The sequence below is a fragment of the Neobacillus niacini genome (genome assembly GCF_036961885.1).
Taxonomy (GTDB): Bacteria; Bacillota; Bacilli; order Bacillales; family Cytobacillaceae; genus Neobacillus; species Neobacillus niacini_H.
In genome coordinates, this window is the sequence record NZ_JBALNQ010000043.1 from 1 (window position 1) to 23837 (window position 23837).

General features: G+C 37.3%; 20 protein-coding genes. 10 read left to right on the forward strand and 10 right to left on the reverse strand.

Features of this window, described 5'->3' with window-relative positions; all coding sequences use genetic code 11:
• The first annotated feature begins 3 nt into the window (after positions 1-3).
• From V7124_RS17815 to V7124_RS17835, 5 genes are all read left to right on the forward strand, one after another.
• Entirely contained in the window at positions 4-210 is a 207-nt protein-coding gene (locus V7124_RS17815) for a spore germination protein GerPB (protein WP_335491840.1), read from the forward strand.
• Between the two features lie 9 nt (positions 211-219).
• Positions 220-837 carry a spore germination protein GerPC gene (gerPC, locus tag V7124_RS17820; RefSeq protein ID WP_335491746.1) on the forward strand — a complete coding sequence of 206 codons (618 nt, stop codon included), beginning with the start codon at positions 220-222 and terminating at the stop codon, positions 835-837.
• Positions 827-997, forward strand: coding sequence for a spore gernimation protein GerPD (locus tag V7124_RS17825; RefSeq protein WP_335491749.1), 171 nt, complete (start codon positions 827-829; stop codon positions 995-997). The genes gerPC and V7124_RS17825 overlap by 11 nt, the downstream gene beginning before the upstream one ends.
• A 13-nt stretch (positions 998-1010) precedes the next feature.
• Positions 1011-1379: a spore germination protein GerPE gene (locus V7124_RS17830; protein WP_335491752.1), complete on the forward strand. Its 369-nt coding sequence runs from the start codon at positions 1011-1013 to the stop codon at positions 1377-1379.
• A 70-nt stretch (positions 1380-1449) separates the two neighbouring features.
• Positions 1450-1668 carry a spore germination protein gene (locus V7124_RS17835; protein ID WP_335491755.1) on the forward strand — a complete coding sequence of 73 codons (219 nt, stop codon included), beginning with the start codon at positions 1450-1452 and terminating at the stop codon, positions 1666-1668.
• Between the two features lie 45 nt (positions 1669-1713).
• Here the strand turns inward: V7124_RS17835 and addA are convergent, their stop codons facing one another.
• The 5 genes from addA to V7124_RS17860 form a co-directional block, all read right to left on the reverse strand.
• Complete coding sequence (gene addA, locus V7124_RS17840) at positions 1714-5493, reverse strand: helicase-exonuclease AddAB subunit AddA (protein WP_335491758.1); 3780 nt, start codon at positions 5491-5493, stop codon at positions 1714-1716.
• Entirely contained in the window at positions 5486-8980 is a 3495-nt protein-coding gene (addB, locus tag V7124_RS17845; protein WP_335491763.1) for a helicase-exonuclease AddAB subunit AddB, read from the reverse strand. The genes addA and addB overlap by 8 nt, the downstream gene beginning before the upstream one ends.
• 177 nt (positions 8981-9157) lie before the next feature.
• Positions 9158-9712 (reverse strand): signal peptidase I, encoded by a 555-nt coding sequence (gene lepB, locus V7124_RS17850; protein WP_335491766.1) that lies wholly within the window; start codon positions 9710-9712, stop codon positions 9158-9160.
• A 1-nt stretch (position 9713) separates the two neighbouring features.
• On the reverse strand, positions 9714-10367 hold the full coding sequence (locus V7124_RS17855; protein WP_335491769.1) for a TVP38/TMEM64 family protein: 654 nt from the start codon (positions 10365-10367) through the stop codon (positions 9714-9716).
• A 34-nt stretch (positions 10368-10401) separates the two neighbouring features.
• A complete protein-coding gene (locus V7124_RS17860) occupies positions 10402-11349 on the reverse strand; it encodes an LCP family protein (RefSeq protein ID WP_335491772.1) in 948 nt (315 codons plus the stop codon).
• Between the two features lie 212 nt (positions 11350-11561).
• On the opposite strand from V7124_RS17860, the gene V7124_RS17865 reads away from it, so the two are divergent.
• Positions 11562-11927, forward strand: a complete 366-nt coding sequence (locus tag V7124_RS17865; RefSeq protein ID WP_335491776.1) for a hypothetical protein — start codon at positions 11562-11564, stop codon at positions 11925-11927.
• Positions 11928-11930: 3 nt separating this feature from the next.
• On the opposite strand, the gene V7124_RS17870 is transcribed toward V7124_RS17865, so the two are convergent.
• Positions 11931-12506: a competence protein ComK gene (locus V7124_RS17870; protein ID WP_335411055.1), complete on the reverse strand. Its 576-nt coding sequence runs from the start codon at positions 12504-12506 to the stop codon at positions 11931-11933.
• A 186-nt stretch (positions 12507-12692) separates the two neighbouring features.
• Between V7124_RS17870 and V7124_RS17875 the strand changes: the two genes are divergently transcribed.
• Positions 12693-12926 carry an IDEAL domain-containing protein gene (locus V7124_RS17875; RefSeq protein ID WP_335411058.1) on the forward strand — a complete coding sequence of 78 codons (234 nt, stop codon included), beginning with the start codon at positions 12693-12695 and terminating at the stop codon, positions 12924-12926.
• A 365-nt stretch (positions 12927-13291) separates the two neighbouring features.
• Here the strand turns inward: V7124_RS17875 and V7124_RS17880 are convergent, their stop codons facing one another.
• The 3 genes from V7124_RS17880 to V7124_RS17890 all read right to left on the reverse strand — a co-directional run bounded on the left by V7124_RS17880 (position 13292) and on the right by V7124_RS17890 (position 17055).
• Positions 13292-14569, reverse strand: a complete 1278-nt coding sequence (locus V7124_RS17880; RefSeq protein ID WP_335491782.1) for a M48 family metallopeptidase — start codon at positions 14567-14569, stop codon at positions 13292-13294.
• 99 nt (positions 14570-14668) lie between these two features.
• A complete protein-coding gene (locus tag V7124_RS17885; RefSeq protein ID WP_335491790.1) occupies positions 14669-15445 on the reverse strand; it encodes an enoyl-CoA hydratase-related protein in 777 nt (258 codons plus the stop codon).
• 53 nt (positions 15446-15498) lie between these two features.
• On the reverse strand, positions 15499-17055 hold the full coding sequence (locus V7124_RS17890) for a fatty acid--CoA ligase family protein (protein ID WP_335491795.1): 1557 nt from the start codon (positions 17053-17055) through the stop codon (positions 15499-15501).
• Between the two features lie 193 nt (positions 17056-17248).
• Between V7124_RS17890 and V7124_RS17895 the strand changes: the two genes are divergently transcribed.
• Positions 17249-19423: a YheC/YheD family protein gene (locus V7124_RS17895; protein WP_335491799.1), complete on the forward strand. Its 2175-nt coding sequence runs from the start codon at positions 17249-17251 to the stop codon at positions 19421-19423.
• 45 nt (positions 19424-19468) lie between these two features.
• Here the strand turns inward: V7124_RS17895 and V7124_RS17900 are convergent, their stop codons facing one another.
• Positions 19469-20680, reverse strand: a complete 1212-nt coding sequence (locus tag V7124_RS17900) for an ATP-grasp domain-containing protein (protein WP_335491801.1) — start codon at positions 20678-20680, stop codon at positions 19469-19471.
• Between the two features lie 200 nt (positions 20681-20880).
• Here V7124_RS17900 and V7124_RS17905 point away from each other — a divergent pair, with 200 nt between their 5' ends.
• Both V7124_RS17905 and V7124_RS17910 read left to right on the forward strand, forming a co-directional pair.
• Positions 20881-22260: a UDP-N-acetylmuramoyl-tripeptide--D-alanyl-D-alanine ligase gene (locus tag V7124_RS17905; protein ID WP_335491805.1), complete on the forward strand. Its 1380-nt coding sequence runs from the start codon at positions 20881-20883 to the stop codon at positions 22258-22260.
• A gap of 110 nt (positions 22261-22370) precedes the next feature.
• The gene (locus V7124_RS17910) at positions 22371-23819 is read left to right on the forward strand and encodes a C40 family peptidase (protein ID WP_335491808.1); all 1449 of its coding nucleotides are present in this window, start codon (positions 22371-22373) and stop codon (positions 23817-23819) included.
• Positions 23820-23837: the final 18 nt, after the last annotated feature.

Consider the following 23837-nt stretch of genomic DNA (forward strand, 5'->3'; position numbering starts at 1 on the left):
CAAATAAACTTTATTAAAATTAACGGTATTACAAATTCTTCTGTCCTGCAGATTGGAAGTGCTGGAATCATTAAACCTGCCTCCTATCTGTATAATACAGGGGGTTTTACCCAGCCCGCGCCAACTGCAGGTGGTACTCAACCTATTGGCGGGCAATCTAGCAGCCCTGCAGTGCCATTATCAGGAGCGAGAGAAGATGATTCAAAGTGAGGTGATGGAATGTACCAGGATTATTCACAACTTCTTCAATGGGTCCAAATGACTTTGCAGGCTCAGGAAAATAGAATTGTTACAATGGAACACATCATCCAAAAACTTCAGGAAGAGATGAAGCAATTAAAGGAAAAGCCAAGTGTTCGGGTTGATAAGATTGAATACAAATTCGATCAATTGAAGGTCGAAACTCTTGAAGGAACCTTAAACATTGGACTAAACCCATCCGATTTGGCTAATATTGAAGATTTTGCTGTAGAAAATCAATCCAAAACCCCCATCCATCCTAAAGTACAAATGCAGCGGTCTATGAAAGTAGAGGAATCTATTTATCAGTATTTAGAAAGCGAACTTCCAGCACTCTTTAAGGAAACCCAAAATCAATTAAATGTAAAGCTAGATGATTCCTATTTAGCTTTTATCAAACAAGATATCATGAAACAGCTTCCAGCTAGGATTGATTACCATATACAAAATACTGCAGCCAGAGAACGTGAAGGCGAACATAGTACAGAGGAGAGGATTATTGATTTACTAAAGCAAGAAATCAGAAAAGGTATTTTAATTTTTATTAATCATTTGCCAGAGAATGTGAAAGGAATGAATACACAAAATGAACTATGAAGTATATAATCGGGAAATCTGTGTAGATACCATTCGAATTATAGGTGTTGCAAGTTCTTCACTCGTCATGGTTGGCGACACACAAACAATTCAATTAGCAGCAACGTTCGACACTCCTGCTGAATCACTCATCATCGGGCCGTTTGTGCCACTTTTTTAGGTGTTTTAGAGATATGCTTCAGAGATCTTCCGTCGTAAACACCATTAATGTGACCTCTGCTATCTTCTCCTCTATCATCCAGCTTGGAGATTCCCATATTATTAATGGGTTTTCACGGGCCTTGGCTGTTCAAAGGGAAGCTGAAGTTTTTAATTCAAAAGAAGGTAATTTTTCGAACTATCCTGTGTTTTCGGAACCAATCCCTTTTTTGCCAATCAATGAAAGCATGACGATATCTACTCATAATAGCCTTCCAATTATTAAGGTCAATACTATATCTATTCTTGCAATGTCTTCGGATGCAATACTGCACGTTGGAAACAGTGAAAACGTCTCAATGGAAGTACGGGTAAAACATATCAGACAGTTGCAGCAAGGATGAACAATCACAAGGAAGTTTGAATACGAAATCACAAGATTACTAAGAGTAGTAATAAAAAGGATGTTAGTAAATGCCAGCGATAATGGGTCCAGTACAGATTGTGAATGTAAGTGGCGGAATTGTGCAATTCGGAGATACTGTATATATTTCTCCAAAAAGTGCTACAAAGACCAATGCGGGTTCTGGTGGCTTTAATACCGGGGCAATCATATTTACAGCCAATGGATTAAGTGGTACCAATGTTCTTGATGCAAACCTGGTTGACCAGCCAATAGCAGGTAATAATTGAAATACGACATAAACCTCATATGGTTTATGTCGTATTTTTGTAAATTTATAGTTTTAACATATGTGCTCCGTCAAAGAAGAATAAATATCTTTCATTTACTTTTCTCTTCCAGATTTGTTCCAATGCTTTTGTATATAAATTAATTTGTAATCTATATCGCTCTTCAAGTATCGGTTTCGCCTGTTCAAAACCACCTTTGTAACGATCTGTGATCCCATCCGATTTAAAGTCAATCAGGATGAGTCCATTTTCGTCTTCAAACACACAATCGATGATTCCCTGGACAAAAACAGATTCATCTTCATCCTGCCATGTCGGATATACTTCCGAAGCAGGCAATGAAAGAGTAAATGGAACTTCACGATTTACCACTCTTGCTTTTAGGATCCTTTTGCCTAAGTCCGACTCGAAAAACGTAACAATCAGTTGTGAATTTATAACTTCTGCCTGCTCGGTCGTTAACAGTTCATTTCCCACCATTCGCTCTACCTGTGCCTTAACCGTCTCTATTGTAACAGGTCTTGTAACATCCACATGCTGCATGACCATATGCAGGGCTGTCCCTCTCTCAGCAGGACTTAATGACTTTTCCTGCATGAATTTAGGGCGTTTTGTAATTGATTTTTTAAAGCGACTTAACAATTCAGTGCCACTTTGCTCATCAGACATTTCCCGCTGACGCTTCATTTCGGATACTGATTGCTTCGAGCGATGGGTCGAAGCATTGGCAAAAGAATATTCCCAAGTTAAGCGTGACTTAATTTCTTCTGCAAACGCTGATGTTACTGGAATCAATTCTTTATTCTCTATCTGTTTTAGTAAGGAGTTCTCCTCCATACTTTCAGACTTTTCCTGATTTTTAATTTCTTCTGCACTCATTTGTGTAATTTTCCATGCAGATGGATGGAAGACGATATCATCGGAAATTTGATGATGTTGAATTTCAGTTTTTCTTAATTCTTTACTGTCTTGATGCCGAACGAGTGCTGGACCAACCCAATCCATATAACAGCTTGCAGCTGCTCTTTCATAATCCTTTAGCAGCCAATCTGCATGGGTACAAACATCATTCCACTGTTCAATTTTTTTATCTGCATCCTTCAAAGTTGCTGTCAAATATAACTTTTCTTTTGCCCGCGTCAAGGCAACATATAAAACACGCATTTCCTCTGCTAACATTTCCATTTTTTTTCTTCGCCTAAAGGCAATTTGAGGAAGAGAAGGATAGGTAATTCTTTTTTCAACATTTACATATTTTGCTGCAAATCCGTACTCTTTATCGAGCATATATGGTTTACGTATATCCATCATATTAAAGCTTCGCGACAAGCCAGCAATGAATACAACGGGGAACTCCAGCCCCTTACTGCTATGAATAGTCATGATCCGAACTACATCTTCCTGCTCCCCAAGCGCCCTTGCAGCTCCAAGGTCGTCTCCTCTTTCAATCATTCTCTCAACAAAACGTAAAAAGCGAAATAACCCTCGAAACGAGGTTTGTTCATATTGTCTTGCCCGATCATACAAAGCACGCAAGTTTGCCTGGCGCTGCTTACCACCTGGTAAACCTCCTACAAAGTCATAAAACTGTGTATCCCGATATAGCTGCCATATCAATTCCGAGAGTGACCCCTGACGCGCCATTGAACGCCATTCCTCCAAATGTTCATAAAACCGGCGGACCTTTTCATATAAAGGTTCTGTTTTTTCTGTTGGTTTACTCTTGAGACAGAACTTCTTTACAGACTCCCAAAATGTGCCCTTGTTATGCAAACGTATTTGTGCCAACTCTTCTTCATTTAGCCCGACAATTGGGGACCTTAAGACAGATGCTAATGGAATATCCTGGAGAGGGTTATCGATGACCCTTAATAACGACATCATAATCGCTACTTCTGTTGCTTCAAAATAACCCGATGAAAGGTTGGCATAGATTGGTATCCCCTGTTGTTTAAATTCTTCCATTATTTGTGGTGCCCAAGTCATGGAACGGAGCAGGATTACCACATCTCGATACTTAATCGGACGGTCAGATTCTGTTTTTGGGTTGTACACTTTTGTTTCATTTGCAATTAATTGATTAATCTTCGCAGCTATTACTCGAGCTTCAAGCTGAGATTTTTCTAAATCCACCTCATCAAATTCGGAAATTCCTGTCTCCGTTTCTGATTCAGCAGCCTCTGGGGGCAATTCTTTACTAGATCCATTTTGATTAATAAGCAACAGTTCGATTGGAAATGGTTCATCTTCAGGGTACGGTGCACCAGGCCGGAGTTCAGCCGCTTCATCGTAATCAATCTCTCCTACCTTGACACCCATGATTTGTTTAAATAAATAGTTTGTCCCTTCAAGAACTTCCTTGCGACTTCTAAAGTTACGGGCAAGATCTATTCGTAATCCCGTACCTTCACCGTCTTTCCTAAAACGATTGTACTTTCCTAAAAATAAATTTGGTTCTGCCAGTCGAAAACGATAAATCGATTGCTTTACGTCTCCAACCATGAACAGATTTCCATTTATCTCATCTTCTTTTGCGACTAGTTTTAAGATGGTTTCTTGAACCATATTTACATCCTGGTACTCATCAACAAAAACTTCATTAAAATGATCCCGGTAGGCTAATGCAGCTTCCGATGGAAGAAATTCTCCTTCAAAGGTGATTTCCCCAGTTAATATTTTTAAACAATAGTGCTCCAAATCTGCATAATCTACAAGCCCTTTTTCTCGTTTTGCTTTCTCAAATCGCTCCGAAAAGGCAGTGACCAAATGGACAAGGGTTTCAATTAGTGGGCGCATTTCATCCATATCACGTAAGAAACCTTCAGGCTTTCTTAAAAAAAGCTCATCTTTAATATCTTGAATTTTCTTTTTAGCCTTATCGCGGAGTTTTTGCGCTTTGTCCGTTAGCTCTTTATCGAAATCGTCTCCTTTTACTTGCTTGGCTCTCGTGAAAGACCAAGTCTGCATCGCATTATAAAGGGCTATCCACGAATCACGATTTGCCTGTATAAGAGTATTAATAACATTCATATCATCGAGAAAATTTTCTGCCCTTGGTGCTGGACCACCTGGAAGCCTTGTCACTTCCAAGCCGCGCTGTATCATTTCTTTTGCACCTTCTAATTGTAGTTCAATATCAAAAAGCAATGCTTTGATAAATGGCAGTTCTTCTAGATTTTTTACAGTTGAAACATCATACATCTCAATCATTGACTGCAAATAATGACTTGGCAGCGGATTCGACATCGCAAAATCATAAATATCCCGGACGATATCCATTAGGGCACTATCACTACGATCACTTGTAAAAGAATCTACCAACTGAAAGAATGGTTCATTATCCTTTTTTCCATATTCATCTTCAAATAGCTCATCCATCACTTCATCTCTAATTAATTGTGCTTCTGTTTCATCTGCGATTCTAAAACCAGGGTCAACATCAATTAGATAATAGTATTTACGTATGACCTCCATACAAAAAGAATGGAGGGTTGAAATAGATGCTTTATTTAATAAACTTAGTTGTTTTCGCAAATGCCTTGAAGCTGGATCTTTATTTATCGCCTTTTCCAAGGCTTCTCCGATTCGGTGACGCATTTCGGCTGCAGATGCGTTCGTGAATGTTACAACTAACAACTCATCGACATCAATAGGTTCTACTTCTGAAAGAATCTTTTGAATAATTCGTTCCACCAAGACAGCCGTTTTTCCAGACCCAGCAGCTGCTGCGACAAGGATATCTTTATTTTTCCCCATAATGGCTTTCCATTGGTCTTCCGTCCAAGTTGCCCCTTCAGGTCTAGGAGGAATTACAAAATTACTCATCCACCTCAACCTCCTTTCTTATTAAATCAAAGACTGTTTCCTTCGGTTGGGGTGTCAGTATTCGATAGTGATTTTCCATAGATTCGTCAAATTGACAGACAGATTTATAGGAACAAAATGTACATGGTGTTTTGTCTTTTAGTTTAAAGGGTGCAATAGCAACCTGCCCATCCACAATTGCCTCTCCGGTAGTTTGATAGAGCTTTCGGACATAGGCCCTTAGGTCATCAAACTCATTTAGACTTGCTACTTTTGATTTTTTTGTAAGATTGCCATCTTTTTTAATACCAGCTGAAATAATTTGCGAGTCGCCTGATTCAAGCGATTGATCCATCAGCCTAAGGACATCTTGGTCACCCACCATTAAACCATTCATCTTAAATTTCTTCATGATTTCCTTTTCAATTTCATCAACAGTCAGCAATTTACTAGAACTAATTAATGGGTTATGAACATGGAAATACAAGACACCCGCAGGGCTAGCTTTCATTTCCACCAATTCATCTGAATGGGTGATAACGATATCTAAATAAGTTAACATTTGCAACGCCAACCCGTAATATACTTCGTTAAGATTAACATCCTTTTCACTTGATTTATAATCAATAACCCGTAAATAAGTATGATCATTTTCACCCTTCGCTTGATCAACCCTATCGATACGACCAGCTAATTCCATCCGTTTTCCATTTTTCAGGGAAAACGTTAGTGGTGGGAGCTTGCCACCCTTTCCAAAGCTCAGTTCCAATCCGATTGGCGAGAATCCACTTACTTTTGCATGTTCGCTCAATACTTGCGAGGCCCGGCTAATAATTTGCTCTAATTTTCGTTTTATATAATGATGACGCTCCGAGCTTAGAAGAATTTCATTTTGGAGCTTCGGAGCTAATGCATTGACTGCCTGCTTAGCCAGTTCTTCACATTGCTGCTTTGAGAGTGATGCCCAGCTTAGTTTTTGTTCATTAACGAAATCAGATATATGCTTTAAGGCAGCATGGAATAGTTCACCAATGTCAGGAGCTTCCAAACGAAAAACCTGACGTTCACGAAGCTTTAACCCATGCTGGGCAAAATGTGAAAAGGCACAACCATTAAATAATTCCATCCTTGATACACTTGCCTGTATCGTATCCCCATATAATTCGTCTGTTGTTTCCTTTGATAGTTGAACCGTCTGATTCGTATAAAATAGACTGGACAGTACTCTCTCAGCACGCCCCTTCCATTCACCTTTAATATAAAAGTTATAAACATCCCACCATAAATCGGCTATTGGATAATTGCGCTTCTTCAACTGAAGCTGTGCGGTTAAATATGACAATGTCGTTTTGTAATTGGCAACAAAGTTCAATTGCTCACTTTCTGATAACTCAGCAGGATCTGTACCATAAAAATATTCATCAGCGTCTGGATACATATCTCTCAATCTTTTAATATATGAGGAAGGAATTAATGCCTTTCCTTCATCGTTTGCAAGCGGATAGCTAACATAAAGGACATCTGAAGGTGTCGTTAGTGCCTTATAGGCAATAAAATTTTCATCTAATAATCTTGTTCTGCTGCTTGGTGCTACAGTTACATCTGCGGCAATCAACATTTCACGCTCATCATCGGATAATATCCCGTCGTCCGCAATTTTCGCTGGTAATACTCCTTCATTTACACCAACAACAAAGGTAGCCTTTATGTCTGTAAGTCTGGATTTTTCTAAATCTCCGATTATTACCTGGTCGAGAGCTGGCGGAATGAGTGAAAAATAGAGAGATTCAAACCCAGCCTCTAATATAGCGGAGAATGACTTTAAGGACACATTTTCATCCCCTAATATTTCAACATATTGATCTAAGAGATCAATACATGCATTCCACACCTGATCATGCTCACGCATTTTTACAAGATTGCCTTTTTGTTCAGCTTCCATTTTCCAATTTTCTAGTTTCGAAGGAATATCTAGTTCTTCTAAATATAAATAGATTGCTTCACAAAGCTTCCGACCTGTATCTGCCTTTTTGAGCCTTCTTGATAAGCGGAGAATCGGGGCTGTTACCAAAAGCTTTAGTTCATTAAGCTGCTGTTCGATTTCTTTTTCAGCGTCTGTTTGCATATTACTTTCCATTTCAAGACCCTTGAAGCGACGATATGTCCAGCGATCTTTTCGCGTCCATTTCCCCCCTTTAATCCCATATGCGAGTACAAAGTTTTCAAGTCTATCCATTTTTTCCCGCATTCTATCTGGATTTTCCTGTAGCGGATATAACAATTCTGTTTTTATTACTCTAAAAACAGGCTCGTAACGCCAAAAAGAGTGAATAACTTCCAGGCTTGATCGAATTAATTCAATCAACGGATGATTCAACATAGTCCTTTTTTGGTCGATAAAGTATGGAATCTGATAGTCGGTGAAAACTGGCTCAACGATCTCATGATAGTCGCTGCCATTTCTAATCAGTAGGGCTATGTCTTTAAAGCGATAATTTTTTGTCCGAACCAGCTGAAGAATTTCACGAGCTATTCCTTCTATCTCTGCTCTACGATTAACAGCTTGTCCAATATGAATGTCTGTTTGTCCATAGTAAGGAACAGCTGGTCTTGAATCAAAATTTCCCTCTAAATGTTTAAGTGATGGATTATTCCATTTCTCCTGATGAACAAGATAGTTCGGAGTCTCAATTTCAATTCCTTCGACTTTTGCCAATTCGTAAATCGAGTAGCAAGCATCACTAGATAATCGAAACAAATCCAATTCATCTGGCGTAGCTTCAAAGGTATTTCGATCCGTCGTCATGGTTATTGTTACTCTCTGACAATGCTTCATTAATTCTTTCATGACTAAAAATTCCTGTGGTGTAAAGCTGTAAAAACCATCAATATATATTTCGGCATTTTTTAAGTATGTCGATAACGAAATCTTTTCTGAAAGCAAATGAAAATAGTCCTCAGAATCGATATACTTTCCAAAGACTTCATCTTCAAATTGTCGATAAATAATTTCTAAATCATTCAGTTTATCTTGTAACGCTCTAGAAGCTGTTTCACCACTTACATTAACCTTTACGGCCTCTTGCATGATCTCATTAGGATTAATACAATAACGTTTAAACTCAGTAATCATCTGTTCTACCTGCTGAACAAAGCCATTTTTATCAGCTGCACGCTGAAACAATTTTAATTGATCTTTCTTCTCTTCGATAATTTTTCGAATGAGCATGCTTACTCCAACACTGCTTAGATGATACCGGCTTATACCGCCCGTTTCCTGCAAAATTCTCCAAGCTAACCGTGAAAAGCTGTACACTTGCGCACGAATCATTCCACCAAGTAATGGATTGGTTGCCAAACGATATTCTGCCTGAAACGTCATCTGCTCTGGCACAATATAAATAATCGGTTCTCCCCCTGGATTTTCCAGCAGCCGGTTTTTTATTTCGTCCATACAGATTTGTGTTTTACCGCTTCCTGACCTTCCGGTAACCATTCTTAAAGACATGTTTCTACCCCACTTTCGAATTACCCTCATTAAACAATATACATTCATTTTATCATACTAAGGGCACAAACGTTTGGAACCACTGCATACAGATTTCAACCATAAATGGTAAATTATTTTAAACAAAAAAAGAGACGATATCACTCATCGGTCTCTCAAGTATCAAATCTATCATCATTAGAATTGAACATCCATTTCGTTTAGCGGCCAGTAACGGAGGTCGACTTTTCCGACAACTTGGCCAACAGAGATGAAGCCAAAATGTCTGCTATCCCAACTGCCTAAGCGATTATCACCTAGCACAAATAACTTTCCTTCTGGCACCGTACTCTCTCCTGTGATTTCCTTCAAACTAAAATCACCAGTAAGTTTGATACCAGGTATTTCTTGCTTATAAACAGATAAAAACGGCTCCTTATACTTATGCCCGTTAATAAATAATTGATCATCTCTAAATTCAATTTTATCCCCTGGTAATCCAATAACTCGTTTAACAAAATCCTCTTTCTCATTTGCATGGAAGACAATAACATCAAAGCGACTAAGATCACTGATTTGGTAGCCCAGTTTATTGACTACTAACTTGTTCCCTTCCTGAAGAGTAGGCATCATCGATTCTCCCTCGACAACATAGTTAGAAAAGAAAAATGTACGTATAAAAGCAAAAATGATAATTCCAATTGCAAAGGCTTTAATCCACTCAATCCCCTCTTTTTTCCATTCGATATTCATTTTAGCTCCTCCTTTTCTTCAATTCTTTCCCTCTATTTATCTCCTCATTATGGTCATTTTCCATACTCTTATTCAATCTTACTTCAATTCTTTTTCCCACATACCAAAGAATAAAAATAACGGCTAAAACAATACCTGTCCGGTAAGGCTGTGTAATCAATGATTGAAGATCATAGCCTACGAAACTAATGGTAAATATCATCACCATTTTGCCAATTGCTACAGCAAGCATGTATTGGTATTTACTAATTTTGGAAAGTGCTGCTACAACATTTACAACAACCGATGGTGTAAATGGGAAACAAAGCAGTAAAAATAACGGCCCAAAACCATGTCGATCTACCCAATCCATCAGTTTTCGAACTTTTTTGTGTTTTGAGAGAAATGAAAAAATTCTTTTTTGTCCAAACTTCCTTATGAGTAAAAACAGTAATAATGCTCCCAAGCAAGATCCTACCCAAGAATATAAAAACCCTAACCAAAGTCCAAAAGCACTTGCATTTGCCATTACAAATATCACCAATGGCAGAAATGGCAAAAATGCCTCAATCATCGGCAACGCAATACCTGGTAATGGTCCAAACGACCGATATTCTTGAATTAAGTCCATTATATTTTCAAGTGTGAACCATGCCTTGATTGCTTCGAAGTCCATAATATGCTCCTTAAAAATTTTGCTGTTTGATTTGCTATTGAGTTAAGAATTGATGAAAAGCCTTATTATTCATTTCTAAATCTATATCTAATACAGCACCTTCCCCTTTTATATTTGCATCTTTATATCCATTTTCTATAGGGATTCTAAATGTCTCGACATTTCCTCGATCCTTTGAAAAGAAATTCTTTGCCATAAATAACATGTCTCCAGTATCCATGTTTGTATTGACGTATGGTGTGACAACACCGATTAATTTAGGCAGCTTAGGAATTGTTTGAATGCCTGAAAGTTGATCTCCTATTGCCTGAAGTGCCTGCTGTTGACGCTTTACCCTTCCAAAATCACCAATAGCATCATGGCGAAAACGAACGAAGCTGAGCATCTGCTCGCCATTTAGCCTTTGTAGCCCTGGATTTAGTGGTACTTCAATAAATTCTTCCATCCTTTTCTCAACGTTTATTTCTACTCCTTTTGGAAAGGCCTCATCAACCAATTGCACAAATCCTTCAAAGTCTACAATCGCATAATACTGTAAATCGATATCAAAGTTTTCTTTGATTGTTTTTCTCATGAGTTCAGGACCGCCACGCATAAAGGCAGAGTTAATTTTATGCTTACCCTCCCCAGGGATACTTATATAAATATCTCTCATAATGGACGTCAACTTATAGGTTCCTTTGTCTTCATTATAATGTGCTATCATGATAGTATCGGCTCTGGATTTTTCCTCACCCACTCTAGCGTCACTTCCTAATAAGAGGATATTGGTAGCGCCATATTGATCCTTCTTACCTTCAAAAGTGTATACTTCTTCGTTCACTTCTGTACTCCCATTATTAATTTTCTCTAAGGATTGGTCAATTCCTTGTTTATACTGATAATAGGAATAGCCGGCTGTTGCACCAACTAGGAGCAGCAGGACTAATAATATTGATTTTGTTTTTCTTTTTTTCTTTTCTTTTTGTTTTTCATATCTCATACTAAACTCACCCATCTATGTAATATTTATAGTTCTATTATATAATTCATTTTCCCCGAGTTAATATCCTTCTAACAAAAACTTTCTCATACAAGTGGCAATTTTTGCAAATAAAAAACGCAAGCTTTTAGCATTGCGTTTTCGTTTAGACTTTTGTATGATAAAATAAGAACAGATGTTCCTGACCAAAAAAGAAAGGTGCCGATGATGGGATGACTAGAATTCCAGAGGTGGATCGCAATATAATGGAAAAAGCAATCTATTTGCCAATGGTATTAATTATCTTAAATCGTGATTTAACCGTTGTGGAAACGAGTCCATTTAAATTAAAAAGACCCTATTTAGTACTCATTGAAGAAACAATAAAGACCATCCAAAAAGAATTAGCTGAAGTTAAACAATATATGAAGAAGCATAAACTCCAAGTAATTGAAACAAAACGAGACGATGCCTTTACTATGTATATGTTCTTATATAAAGGGTATGAAGAAGCACATAATTACTTTAATCCAAGAATCCGCAATAAAGTTCAAGAAATACTGGAGTTTTATCTTCAAAAACAGCACATGTCCGGTTAGATGTTACTGTCTATCCTTAATTTTTTTTTTAGCATAACTATGTGAATCTTCAGATGCCTCCATAGCTTTTGGCCACTGTAATAAATAAAATGATTTTCTCTCATTGAATTCAATTCTTTGCATTAACTTCGTTCTTAAGTGTGCAGTTCTCTCCAATTGGGTCATAATTGAACGGCATGAAACAGGAAATGTATAAGACTGATTATTATTAAATAGGATTAAAGTTTCTTGAGGATTAATTCGGACTGGATTATTTTTTACATGTTCTTGAGAAATCCAAATACACTCTTGACGGTCAGGCGATGTGGTAGGAAAGAAAAAAATGCGGTTTGTTGGTTCAATAGCAATTGGAAGTTTATGTGCGTAATCAACTAAATGTTTTGTGCCATTTCTGCGTCCTTCATAATCAGATCCATAATACTCACAACTATTTTTAATGATATCGAGCGGTTTAAAGGGAGATAAAAATTCATCTTCTACTTCATAGATTTCCGAATAAATTTTACTTCCATAAACGATGGGTTTAATAAACATCGTACATGGATTTATCTCATATTCTTCAATTTGCTTTAGCTTCATAATTTCAACTCCATTAGCAATTTTATCCATCATATCATGTTTATTTTCAGGTTGATTTAATTTTTTGAATTGTTGCGAATTTATTCACAAAGTTACTACAAAAATAAAAGTCTGAAAATTATAAAAAATCATTGATATTATTGAAACAAAACCATATAATATTAAAAAGCATCAGAGGTGATTTTGATGAATGAGAAATCATACACGGAATTAATGAAAATTGGTGCCATGAAACGTCAACGGAAAGACAATTTTGTACAGGATTTATACATTGACATGCTCTTATCAGAAATTCAATTGACGGTGGAAAAGGAAAAACTACAAAAGAAAATTGACGTTGCAATCGATCATCGGGATAGAAAAAACTTTCAGTTATTATCAAAACAGCTAATTGAAATTAATAAACGATTTGGAACTTAGAGAAGCGGAAGCGCCCTGGTCAGCGGCGTATGGCCTCCTCGAAAAAGCTAACGCTTTTTCTTCGTGCGAAGCCTATACTGCCGAAGCGTTCCTTGTGGAGCGCTCCAACTGAGATAAAGGATACACGAAGAGCCAAGTTACTTCCTGAATAAACTTCCAAGGGCTTTGCGACGAGCTGAACAGCCGCTTCTCCGAATATGCTTTGGCGCAGGAGCAGGAGGCGATTCGATGTTGACTTATCGTAGGGCGGAGAGCGAAGGACACTAGACGCTAGGGCGCTGAAGCTGGACAGTAAACTAAGTTCAAACACTTATACTTATCTTTTAAAAAAATGGGAAAGGAGCTAAAACTCCTTTCCCATTTTTTTATTTATCTTTTATCCGCTGCTTTAGTTCAAATTCTTCCAAAGTAGAAATGCGCTCCAACATCGTAGGATGACTGTAACGGAAAATCTTAACTAGAAATGGTGGATTTACTTGACTTAATCCCGAGCGGGTTAATTCTTGAAAAGCTGTAATAGCTGCATCTGGATTTTGAGTCATGTTTATGGCATAGCGGTCAGCACGTGTTTCCTCATAACGAGAAATAAGGTTTGAAAAAGGACTCGCAGTAAACATTAACATTGACAGAATCATAAAAAAAAGTGGCAGGGAGCGGATATCTTTTACCTCAGGTATTTTCAATTCTTTTCCATGACGTGCAATCACCCAATTCATCATTCGAGACGTAAGATATAAACCAATAAGTGAAAGCAATAAATAAAGTGCTATCCCAATATATATATGATTTTCAATATAATGACAGATTTCATGGGCCATAATAAATAAAATTTGCTTATCTGATAATTTATTCAATGTCGTATCCCAGAGGACAATTCTCGCATTAGAACCGATACCATTTACATAGGCATTCATTGAGTTTGTTTTTTCTGCCATATTCACTTCAAAGACATGTTCTGCTGGAATATGAGCCTTGTTTGCTAATGCCAATATCTTTGTTTCTAACTCTTTATTTTTCAATGGGTAAAAATCATTATATAAAGGATCAATAATGATAGGCTGCAAAAACATCATAAACAAGGTAAATGGGATGGACAATAACCACGCATAGAACCACCACCGTTTAACACTTTTTTTCATCAGCCAATAAACTACTGGAACAATGATTAGCAGGGTTCCATAATTAATCCAGAAATCAATTAATTCTTCCTTCATCCATGATGGAAAAGTTTGTGTTGAGATGTTATAGGTCTTTGACAAAGAATAACTAATATAGCTCAGAGGCAATGTTGCTAAAAAGGCAAAAAACGATAGCCAAATAAGGTAAATTGCAGTCTGAAGCAACTTGTACTTGGATGAATTTTCAGCCCACGATTTGAACACCTTTGAAAATCCAAATAACAGAATCAGAAAATAGAAAAGCCATTCGAAGGGGGTAGATAGAAAAAACAATAAATTTCTAATCTTTGAATACTCTTCTGTTAGCATCAACTCTCTGCCATTTAAAAAAGTGGCAGGATCTGCTTTCGTTCCTTGATATTCAAAGGGCAGGCTTGCATCTGCAAAGTAAAATAAGTACCAATAAAAAAACAACCCATATATCACATAGGCCAAAACTGCGTAGACTCCCATTTTTCTAACCATGTAATGTTTTGTCCTCCTTTTTGTACAACCTCTCTATACATAGTTTAGTTCTAAAGTTAAAATTTAGAACTAAAAAAACATGGCGGGGAATCCGCCATGTTACTTTCCTTTAAAGACCGGTTTTCTTTTTTCTGCGAAGGCTTGCAATGCTTCTATTCTGTCTTCTGTTGAAAGGGTGACTTCGTATGCCTTCCTTTCAATCTGAAGCCCTGTGTTTAAATCCACATTCATCCCATTTTTAATAGCAAACTTTGCTTGCTGCAATGCGATTGGTCCATTTGCAAGCAGTTTATCTGCAAATGCTTTACATGCCGTTAGCAGTTCTTTCTGATCCACAACCTTTGTCAGAACACCGTAAACAAACCCTTCTTCCGCAGTAAACCGCTGAGCAGTAAGAATCAACTCGAGCGCTTTAGCCTGCCCTATTAATCTAGGCAAGCGCTGAGTCCCTCCTGCACCTGGAATAATAGCGAGACCTGTTTCGGTTAGACCCATCACCGCTTCCTCTGCGGCAATTCGGAAATCACACGCAAGTGCTAACTCCATTCCGCCTCCAAATGCAAAGCCGTTAATTGCTGCAATAGTCGGTTGCGGCAGCTGGTCTATTGAATTAAAAACCTCATTTATTTTGTACAAATTACGTTTTACTTGTTCATTTGTAAGGTTCTTTCGTTCCTTTAAATCTGCCCCAACACAAAATGCCTTTTCTCCTGAACCAATAAAGATTACAGCACAGATATCCTGATCGATTCGAATTTGTTCAACTTTATTTTGTAACTCTAACAACGTTTGATAATTGAAGGCATTAAGAGATTCTGGGCGATTGATGGTAATAACAGCGACGTGGTTGTTAATTTCTAGTAGGATTGAATTCACTAGTACTCACCTCCCTTTGGCTGACTAACCAGCCTCTTCCAAATATATATGAGTTAGACGGTTTGGGTTAGTTGAGTTTTTAATGCTCTTCGCAAAATCTTTCCGGTAGTATTTTTAGGAAGTTCATCTAGGAACTCAATCGAAGATGGAACTTTATATTTTGCTAAATGTTCCTGGCAATACGAAAGTAAATCCTTGTCAGTTGTATTGGGATTTTTACTTACTACATAACATTTAATAGATTCACCAAGATTAGAATCTGGGACACCAAGTACTGCCACTTCTACGATGTCGGGATGGTTATATAACACTTCTTCAACCTCACGTGGGTAAACATTATAACCGCCAACGATAATTAAATCTTTCTTTCGGTCAACGATATAGAAATATCCATCTTCATCCATTCTAGCTAGGTCTCCAGTATAGAGCCAGCCCCCGCGTAAAGCTGATGCTGTTTCTTCAGGCATTTTGTAATAGCCCTTCATAACGTTTGGACCAGATACAATTAATTCTCCCACTGCTCCAACAGGAAGTTCTTCCCCCAGTTCATTAACTATTTTATTTTCAACATGAAGAATTGAGGTCCCAATTGACCCTGCCTTGCGCGGGCGGTCAAGTGGATTGAAGCAAGTAACCGGAGACGCTTCGGACAAACCATACCCCTCGGATACTTGGACATTAAATTTCTTTTCAAAATTATTTAGTAGAGCAACTGGTAAGGAAGCACCACCTGAGATACATAACCTTAAGGTATGAAAGTCTTGTGGATTTCCTTCAGGATACTGGTATAAGAAATTATACATCGTTGGAACTCCAGCAAAAACAGTTGCCTTATACTCTCTTGCTAAATCAAACGTTTCTTTCGGACTAAACCGTGGTGAAATCAATAAAGTAGCTCCACTCAATAATGGCGCATTTAAAGCTACGGTTAAGCAAAATACATGGAACATAGGCAGGGTCGTGATAACACGGTCTTGATGATTCATTTTTAAATAATTGCTCACATCACTAGCATTGCTATATAAATTTTTATGGGTTAACATTGCACCCTTTGGTTTTCCTGTTGTTCCAGAAGTATATAAGATAATTGCGATATCATCGTCCTGCAGCTCAGGTCCTACAAATGAAAGGTCTCCTATAGCAATTACTTCTGAAAACGATTTCATTTTAGGGTAAAGTGTGAGTGACTCTACATTATGTTGTCCGATACCATTTTCACTAGTTTCACAGAATACAAATTGCTCTACCTTAGGCAAGAAAGCATGTGCTTTTTCAGCTAATGGAATCGCCATGTCTAGCGCAACTACCAATTTTACATCACCGTTATTTAATATGTAACCAATTTCATCAGCAGTATAAATAGGATTAACTGGGATGACGGTTGCCCCTAACCGCAATGCCCCATATAAACCAATTACGAAGTGTGGAGAGTTTCCAAGTAACAACGCAATATGATCCCCTTGTTTAACGCCTAATTTTTCTAGCCCTGAAGCAAATTTTGTAATTGCCCCATCTAATTCAGCATAGGTGGTACCTTTTCCCATAAAATAATAGGCTGTTTTACTGGCTGACTTTTTGGCTGTTTCCTGAAGCCTGGATGTTATATTCATAATTTCCCCCTTTTATGAATGAATAATCATTCAATAAATCGTAAAAATTTTCTAAATATATTATATTTTAAGAAATATGAGTATTCAAGTATTAAACCCAAAAAGTTTCAAATCTCTTCTTCCGCATCTATCCCTAACAAAACTCCCTAACTAATCATATTTTATCAATATGTAATAAGGAAGGGGGATTTCCATGACCTTAATTGGTTTGCTCCATCATCGAAAGGATCCTAATACCGTTATTAAGTCATATGCCTATGCTGTTGTCGCACAGGCTGAAGGTGCTGATTTCATCTATTTCACACCAAAGGGTGTAAATTTTGACAGCCAGACAATTGAGGGTTTTGAATATAAAAATGGTTCTTGGCAGGAAAAAACGACACCATTTCCAGATGTTATTTATAATACTGGGAGTCCTGAGAAACTTGATATCTCAAAAGATATTATTAATCAGTTAAAAGAAACCATTCCATTTACTACTGTTTCGTTGGGGAATAAATGGACCATAAATGAACGACTAAAAAAAGGAAAACTTTTTGCAAATTATCTAATTCCAGCAAAGGTGCTTAAAGAATGGAATGATCTTAGCGAATTTTTGGGTGAGTATCGTAAGGTTGTTGTGAAACCAATGGATGGCCGAAAAGGACAAGGTATTTATTTTATTAAAAAAATGGAGAATGACTTTATCGTTAATAAAGATGGTAAGGAATCACTTCTTACACAAAAAGAGCTAAAAGAGTTTTTAGGAGGCCTGCTTCCTGAAAACACCTATATTGTCCAACCTTATATTAACAGCAAAACCAAATCCGGATTAATCTTTGACTTTCGCCTTCATGCCCAGAAAAATGGAGAAGGCAAATGGGTCATTACAACCATATATCCACGAATCGCAAAGGAAGGTACCATTATTTCCAACATCAATAATGGTGGTTATACAAACTATTTAGAACCATTTCTTACCCAGGAGTTTAATGCTGAGGAAGCTTTTAATATTAAGAAAACACTTGAATACTTTACCCTTTCGCTTGCCCGCCACCTCGATGAGCTTCAAATGCTTGAACATTCCGAGGTTATTGATGAGATTGGGATTGATGTTGGTTTAGATAAAAACCAAAAGCTTTGGATTTATGAAGTAAACTGGCGTCCTGGCTGTCCACCAGCCTTTTATTTGGAGCTTGATGTTGTTAGAAACACCATTCAGTATGCAATTTACTTAGCCCATCATCACAAAAAAATCAAACAAGATATTCGGGATTTTAAGAAAAGGGATATGGAAAAAAGAAGGGTACCCATTATTGCCGTAACAGGAAGCGCCGGTAAAACAACGACCAAATCTTTTATTTCATCCATCCTTGAAAAAAGATTGAATATATTTGAATCGAAAGATTACTGGAATAGAACGGACCATACACAAATACATGCAGATTTAATTAATTCTAATCATGAAGCTGTTGTTTTAGAGTATGGAATGGGTTTCCCGGGAGTCATTACAGAACATTGCCGGATTATCCAGCCAAATATTAGTGTAATTACAAATGTCGGCATGGCTCATATAGGTAACTTCGATGGTGATATCAGAAAAATTGCTAAAGCCAAATCAGAATTGATACATGGAACAAAGCAAAACGGTATATTATTTATTAACAAAGATGATGAGAATTCAAAATTACTTGAAATCGATCAGTTTAAGGGAAAAATTATTTCAATAGGCATAAAAAATCATGCTGATTATCGAGCTTATAATATTTCTTATGCTGACAGCGGCATGAACTTTAAGGTGATGCTCCACAACAAAGAGTGCTCATTTTTTATTCCTATTTATGGAGAGCATCATGTTTATAATGCTCTCAATGCGATTGCCGTTGCAGATTATCTAGGCTTCTCACCATCTGAAATAAAATCGGGCTTACTATTCAGAAAACCACCGCGTAGATTAACGATCTACCAGTTAAAACATTCCATTACCCTGATCGATGATTCCGTCCATTCAACACCTCAAGGAGTTATAGCAGCCATTGATGTTTTAAAAAATATTAGCCCTGCAAGGAAAATAGCTGTTTTAGGCAGGATGATTGGGCTAGGTGAAAGAAGAACGGAGCAATATCAAAAAATAGGAAAATATTTAGTTAAACAGGATGTAGATATCGTAATAACCTATGGTCGTTATGCCAGAGGAATTGGACTTGAGGCAATAAATGCAGGATTACCTTCACATAATTTCAAACACTTCTTGGATGAGAAAGAGATGCACGATTATCTGCTAAACATTTTGCAAGAAAAGGATTCGATTCTTGTGAAAGGTGCAAGTATTATGAATATGTATAATACTGTTCAATTTATCAACTCAACCATAGGTAATAAAGAATAACCATAAAATAACAGATCCCCATATTTTTGAGTATGGGGATCTGTTTTACTCTATTTTTAAGTGAAAAGTAAGTTCATTGGCTGCTTGCTTCGCTTTGTTTTGTGCATCATCCAGCGAATCGCCTCTAGCAATAACATACGCATACCGATGGCCCATGGATAAAGGAGGTGTTACATACGTCCCACTCTTTGGCTTCACATACACTTCTACTACGCCTGGTGAAGCTGCTGCCCTGCTCTTCCCTGTAATTTTTTCTAAATAGCCTTTATTTTTGAGAATTACATACTGAGTGAAAACATAGTGACTTGTACTCTTTTCAAGAGTTGGTTCCTCTCCGGCTAGCAGTTTGAGTGTTTCTTCAACTAAACTAAAACCATAAGCGGTATGAATCATTTTGTTCATGGCTCCACCTGAAATTCTCGGATTAATTTCAATTAATTTCCAGCCATTTGCAGTCAATCTAAGTTCTAAATGAAAAGCGCCATTTTTAAATGCTAATGATGAAACAATGGTTTCGATTACATCAGACAAACTATCTTCAAGATCCACAGGTACTTCAGCCACCAACCCATAGCCTGTAACAATAAATCGTTTCCCTTTTGTAATTTCCTGGTTGATGATTGCAGCAATGTGTACCTTCCAGTCTGAGACAAGGACCTCTACTAAGTATTGATCTCCTTCCACATACTCTTCAATAATGATGGTTTCGTTTTGATTTTTGGTCCGTAGTCTGGCTACATTTTTTTCTAATTCCCTCATGTTTGAAGCAAATATCACATCTTTTGACCCCGTTGAGGAAGCACACTTCGCCACTACTGGGAAATTAAATGTTTGCTTGGTCAAATCGTGAAAGTCCTTTGTAACTAACTCAAATTTAGGAGTAAAAGCTTGGTTTGAGAAAAAAGTTCGTGTTTTTTCTTTATTTTCCATAATCGAAATAGCCTCAGTGGAAATGAGATTCTCACAAAATTCATCAGCTAATGATGATGCCGTAAGAACATAATTATCAACAAAGCTGGTGATGATAACAATCTCATGTCCCCTCTGCTTTAATAATCTAATTTGTCCTCTTAATTCTTCCATATTCCTTGTATCAACCAATGTGAGTTGATGAACATCGTTATATTCGCTTCTTTGCTGGATTTGTTTTTCTTGATCTGTAAATACAACCGTATAATATCCTAATCCATTTGCTGCTTTGACAGCTTCTCTGCTTGAACCGGATTTATTTAATCCTATAAAAATGATTGTTCTCATTCTCCTCACTCCTATTTCCCCTGACAAAGATGAACGCCATATATGTTATGAAGGCAAACGAGTTTTGTATCGGCTTTTTTAACATTTTTTAAAATATGGTAATCGCAAAAGATAGTTATTTGTACAATCTCCTGAATAAAGCCTTACATAAACTAAAAAGTGAATGAACTTAACAAGGCAGGAAGTGAAATGAACACATCATGAAAGCTTTTTCTATTTCAGAAATTAGACAAATAATTGATGGTGAACTGTTGCAGGGACCAGATAACTTAGTAATTGATTATATTCCTTATTATAAAAATATCCTTAAACATAAGAGAAACGTACTCATTTTTATTCAAAAAAAATTCAAATTTGATTTAAATTACATTAAATCCAGACTTCCTTGTGCAATCGTAATTGACGATTTTTACGATAATCTTACATCTATACAAGGGTTAACTGTGATAAAGGTGACCAATGTAAAAAGCGCGCTATGGAAATTTGTACATTACTACCGGCAATTGTTCACGATTCCAGTAGTTGCCATAACAGGCACGTGCGGGAAGACAACAACGAAGGAAATGATTGCTCATATCCTTCGCGGTAACAAAATTGTCCAATCAACGGTGAGTAGCGCTAATTCTAGGCTTGCTCATCTACACTATCTCATCGGGATAAATGAGCATACAGATGCAGCGGTTTTCGAAACAGCTGTAGGTATGCCTGGAGATGTACGAAATGCTTGCAGATATTTCAAACCAACAATTGGAATTATCACCAATATCGGTGCATGTCATTTGAATGCCTGTAAAACCATTGACGCCTATGTGAAAGCAAAAGGAGAAATGGTAGATGGTTTAAGCGATGGTGGTGTGCTAATTTTGAATGCAGATGATGAGAAAACGAAGTCAATCAGTTTGGTGAATTTCAAGGGAAAGATTGTCTACTTTGGTATCAAGAATAGTGCAGACTTTCGTGCAATAGACATTCAATACAGTGAAGGCGGGATGAGTTTTACACTCAAATGTAAACATGGTACCTATCCAATGTTTATTCCAGGATATGGAGACCATCAAGTTGCTAATGCATTAGCAGCATTGGCTGCTGTGAATGAAATAGGTATTACGATGAACCAAGCAGCAAAACGTTTACAGTCATTCAAAAACCTGGGGAGGCATTTAGAAATAGTTACTGGTTATAACGGTGCCACCATTATTGATGATACATGGAACTTCAATACTACCTCCTTGGAGGCAGGGATGAAGGTTTTAAATCATGTTGCTAATGGTAAACAGAGAGTCGCATTATTTACCGATATGGCTTCCCTAGGAGATTATAGTATTCAACTTCATAAGGAAGCTGGTGAAATTGTTAACAAGTATGGTGTAGATACCATTATCACCGTTGGGAATCGTGCAAAGGAAATGGCGAACTATGCGCTCGAGCTAGGCCTAAACTGTACGGTCCATTCTTTTACTGATTACAATCAAGTCCACACACTGCTAAAGGAAATATTGGATGAGAATTCAACCATATTAATTAAAAGTTTTGGAAATAACACGACGATAATAAAGCTAGCAACGTTTTTCAAGAATTAAATTTTGGAAGTATAGGAACAAGTTTCCACGGTTTCTCCTCTGTTTTCTATGTTAAGATGATTTTGTTCCCACGCCGGAGTACAACATTCAGAAAGCGAGGAGAAAAATAGATGAAAAAGAAATTGATTACAACCTCAGCAGCACTAATGATTACATTGAGTGGAATGAGTATTCCAACTTTCAATATAAGTACAAATCATGTAGCCGCTGCAACAACCGCAATTCCAAATCCTTATAACAATCAAACTGCGGTTAACGCAAAAGCTGATGCACTGATCGCAACAGCAAAAAACTTAATTGGTAAAGCCCAGTATAGCTCTGATGTTAAAAAAACGTACCCGTATCAATTTGCATGTGCTTCATTTTTAAATTTTGTATTTGAACAAAATGGTGTTGATTTAGCAACATCTACAGAGGAATATATGATGGAACAAGGATATGAAGTTCCGAGGGATCAACTCCAAAAAGGAGATCTTGTTTTCTTCGATGCAAATCCAGCAAATACAGATCCAACAGATCATGTAGGATTATACATTGGCGATAATAAAATTATTCATATGGCTAATCCCGAACTAGATGTAACGATCTCTGACTTAGACAGCACTTCTTATTATAAAAACAATTATGTAAAAGCAAAAAGAGTATTGCCAAGCCTTTTATCAGCCAACCCTGCAACTAAAGGGGACCAAGTGGTTTCAGGATATTTCGCTTTAAAAGATAAAGTAAAAATCAACTCAACAACGAATAATTCAGCAACTTCAACATTTACAAATGCTGGTTTAGTTGACCACATTTATAAGCAGGCTGGTATCAATTTAGGTACAACCAATATCAACGAACAAATGAAACTAGGTCAACCTGTTTCTAGGGACAATCTAAAAAAAGGGGACCTTGTATTCTTCAATAGTACGATAGGCTCAACGAAACCTGCATTAGTTGGCATATACGGTGGCGATCATCGTTTACTGTTAGCTTCAACCGCTTATGGAACAGTTACTAGAATTTTCATGCTCCCTTATTATGACCAACAGCACTATATTACAGCTAGACGAGTTATTACTGAAACTCCAGTTGCACCAATAGCTGAGCCGGAGCCAGTGCCAGCACCAGTGGCACCAACACCTGTAGCACCAACGCCTGTAGCACCAGCACCAGTGGCACCAACACCTGTGGTACCTACCAAAGCTGATTCTATAGTTACAACTGCTACAAGCCTTATTGGTAAGGCAAACTTTGGTTATGTTTACAATGTGAGTACACTTACCTTTACACCTGGTGGTTTTACCAAATATGTATTTAATCAGCATGGCATCAATTTAAAGTCAACCCTTGCCAGCTACCAAGCTACATTAGGACAGGCTGTAGAGAAAACGAACCTACAAAAAGGCGATTTAATTTTCTTTTCCTCAAATAATCTTGGATCTTCTATCACCAATGTAGGAATTTATGCGGGTGATAATCAATTCGTTCATCTTATTAAAGGAAAAGGAACAATAAAGGAAAACTTAAACACTGTTTGGGCAACGCAAAATTATGTAACCGCCCGCCGAGTATTATAAAACCCAAGAGGAGCAAAA

Bases quoted from the DNA above. Each gene is read 5' to 3' on its own strand.
- V7124_RS17825 (WP_335491749.1), top strand. From the start codon at position 827: ATGAACTATGAAGTATATAATCGGGAAATCTGTGTAGATACCATTCGA.
- V7124_RS17905 (WP_335491805.1), top strand. From the start codon at position 20,881: ATGAAAGCTTTTTCTATTTCAGAAATTAGACAAATAATTGATGGTGAA.
- V7124_RS17900 (WP_335491801.1), bottom strand. From the start codon at position 20,680: ATGAGAACAATCATTTTTATAGGATTAAATAAATCCGGTTCAAGCAGA.
- V7124_RS17880 (WP_335491782.1), bottom strand. From the start codon at position 14,569: ATGGTTAGAAAAATGGGAGTCTACGCAGTTTTGGCCTATGTGATATAT.
- V7124_RS17860 (WP_335491772.1), bottom strand. From the start codon at position 11,349: ATGAGATATGAAAAACAAAAAGAAAAGAAAAAAAGAAAAACAAAATCA.
- V7124_RS17875 (WP_335411058.1), top strand. From the start codon at position 12,693: ATGAATGAGAAATCATACACGGAATTAATGAAAATTGGTGCCATGAAA.
- lepB (WP_335491766.1), bottom strand. From the start codon at position 9,712: ATGAATATCGAATGGAAAAAAGAGGGGATTGAGTGGATTAAAGCCTTT.
- V7124_RS17865 (WP_335491776.1), top strand. From the start codon at position 11,562: ATGACTAGAATTCCAGAGGTGGATCGCAATATAATGGAAAAAGCAATC.
- V7124_RS17830 (WP_335491752.1), top strand. From the start codon at position 1,011: ATGCTTCAGAGATCTTCCGTCGTAAACACCATTAATGTGACCTCTGCT.
- V7124_RS17835 (WP_335491755.1), top strand. From the start codon at position 1,450: ATGCCAGCGATAATGGGTCCAGTACAGATTGTGAATGTAAGTGGCGGA.
- addB (WP_335491763.1), bottom strand. From the start codon at position 8,980: ATGTCTTTAAGAATGGTTACCGGAAGGTCAGGAAGCGGTAAAACACAA.
- addA (WP_335491758.1), bottom strand. From the start codon at position 5,493: ATGAGTAATTTTGTAATTCCTCCTAGACCTGAAGGGGCAACTTGGACG.
- V7124_RS17895 (WP_335491799.1), top strand. From the start codon at position 17,249: ATGACCTTAATTGGTTTGCTCCATCATCGAAAGGATCCTAATACCGTT.
- V7124_RS17870 (WP_335411055.1), bottom strand. From the start codon at position 12,506: ATGAAGCTAAAGCAAATTGAAGAATATGAGATAAATCCATGTACGATG.
- V7124_RS17890 (WP_335491795.1), bottom strand. From the start codon at position 17,055: ATGAATATAACATCCAGGCTTCAGGAAACAGCCAAAAAGTCAGCCAGT.
- V7124_RS17855 (WP_335491769.1), bottom strand. From the start codon at position 10,367: ATGGACTTCGAAGCAATCAAGGCATGGTTCACACTTGAAAATATAATG.
- gerPC (WP_335491746.1), top strand. From the start codon at position 220: ATGTACCAGGATTATTCACAACTTCTTCAATGGGTCCAAATGACTTTG.
- V7124_RS17910 (WP_335491808.1), top strand. From the start codon at position 22,371: ATGAAAAAGAAATTGATTACAACCTCAGCAGCACTAATGATTACATTG.